The organism is Mesorhizobium sp. M7A.F.Ca.US.014.04.1.1, from assembly GCF_003998745.1.
GTDB classification, from domain to species: domain Bacteria; phylum Pseudomonadota; class Alphaproteobacteria; order Rhizobiales; family Rhizobiaceae; genus Mesorhizobium; species Mesorhizobium ciceri.
This window is the reverse complement of record NZ_RZRW01000926.1, coordinates 1-1,530: the sequence shown is the minus strand read 5'-3', so window position 1 is coordinate 1,530 and position 1,530 is coordinate 1. Positions and strand designations below refer to the sequence as shown.

General features: G+C 64.4%; 2 protein-coding genes. Both read right to left on the bottom strand.

Features of this window, described 5'->3' with window-relative positions; translation table 11 throughout:
• Positions 1-976: aldo/keto reductase (locus EOA22_RS33185; protein WP_164756163.1), on the bottom strand; the 976-nt coding region annotated here is incomplete at its 3' end.
• A 79-nt stretch (positions 977-1,055) separates the two neighbouring features.
• Positions 1,056-1,301 carry a DUF982 domain-containing protein gene (locus tag EOA22_RS33180; RefSeq protein WP_127390585.1) on the bottom strand — a complete coding sequence of 82 codons (246 nt, stop codon included), beginning with the start codon at positions 1,299-1,301 and terminating at the stop codon, positions 1,056-1,058.
• Positions 1,302-1,530 lie beyond the last annotated feature (229 nt).

Sequence of the window (1,530 nt, the reverse complement as noted above, 5' to 3'; positions counted from 1 at the left end):
GCTCGGTATAGCGCGGGCCGGAGATTTTTCCCGGCGCGAGCGCTTCGTTGAGCGCGGCCATCTCGGCGGCATCGAGTTTGATAGCGGCGCCGGCGACGTTCTCTTCCAGGTATTTTCTGCGCTTGGTGCCGGGGATCGGCACGATGTCGATGCCAAAGCCGTCGCCCTTCGCCAGCAGCCAGGCCAGCGCGACCTGGCCGGGCTTGACGCCGCGGGCAGCGGCGATGTCGCTCACCTTGGCGGCCGCCTCGACATTGGCGTCGTAGTTTTCGCCCTGGTAGCGCGGGTCGTTGCGGCGATAATCGCCGTCGGGATAGTCTTCCGCACGCTTGACCTGGCCGGTGAGAAACCCTCGGCCGAGCGGCGAGAACGGCACCAGGCCGATGCCGAGTTCGCCAAGCAGCGGGATGATCTCCGGCTCCAGATTGCGCTCCCACAGCGAATACTCACTCTGCAACGCCGACACCGGATGCACGGCATGCGCCCGGCGGATGTTGGCTGCACCCGCTTCCGACAGGCCGAAGAAGCGCACCTTGCCTTGCGCGACGAGTTCGCCGACGGCGCCCGCGACATCCTCCATCGGCACCGCCGGGTCGACGCGGTGCTGGTAGAGCAGGTCGATACGGTCGGTTCCGAGGCGGCCGAGCGAGGCTTCCACCGCCTCTCGAATGTGCTCGGGCCGGCTGTCGGTTCCGGTCTGCTTGCCGTTTTCGATGCGGAAGCCAAATTTCGTGGCGATCGTCACCAGGTCGCGCTTGCCCTTCAATGCCCGGCCGAGCAGGGCTTCGTTGTCGTAAGGGCCATAGACTTCGGCGGTGTCGAGGAAGGTGCAGCCGAGGTCGATGGCACGGTGCAGCGTGGCGATGGATTCGGCCTCGTCGGCCGGGCCATAGGACTGGCTCATGCCCATGCAGCCGAGGCCGATAGCCGAGACCTGCAGCCCCTGGCTGCCGAGCTTGCGTGTTTTCAGGGTCATGGCAGGCGTTCTCCGGAGGGGGCGCAGCGATTATAGCGTCAGCAGGTTCAATCGATACGCCTATTAGATCACGATGTGGCTATTCGATCAGGATGTGGGCTTCGCGCGCTGCTTCGACGAGCGCCGCCCTGGCGACGTCGGGGGCAACATCGCCGCTCGTCGCCCGCTGGCAGGCGCGCAGTGCGGACCGATGCTTCGGGCTGCCTGCGTCACGCCAATGTGTGGTGAGCAAATCAATGGCCTGCTGTGTGTTGGACAGATGATGGATGGAACCGGTGACGCCGACCAAAACCGCCACAGGTTTGGAGAACCATGCCGTTTGCATTGGAACCACCTCAATTGGGCTGAAGCAATAAACGCTTATGGCCGCTCAAGGTTTCGTCGCTACCAATCAATCTGGCGTGATAGATTGCCGATACCCCCAGCGGCATTGGGCCCCACATTGTCCGCGGGGCTCACATGTTCGAGGCGACATCGCGGGTGGGCGGTGTTTTGGGTTTGTGGGCGGCGCGTTGCCGCGTCGCCTGGTGGGCAGGGCGGGGTTTGACCGTGTT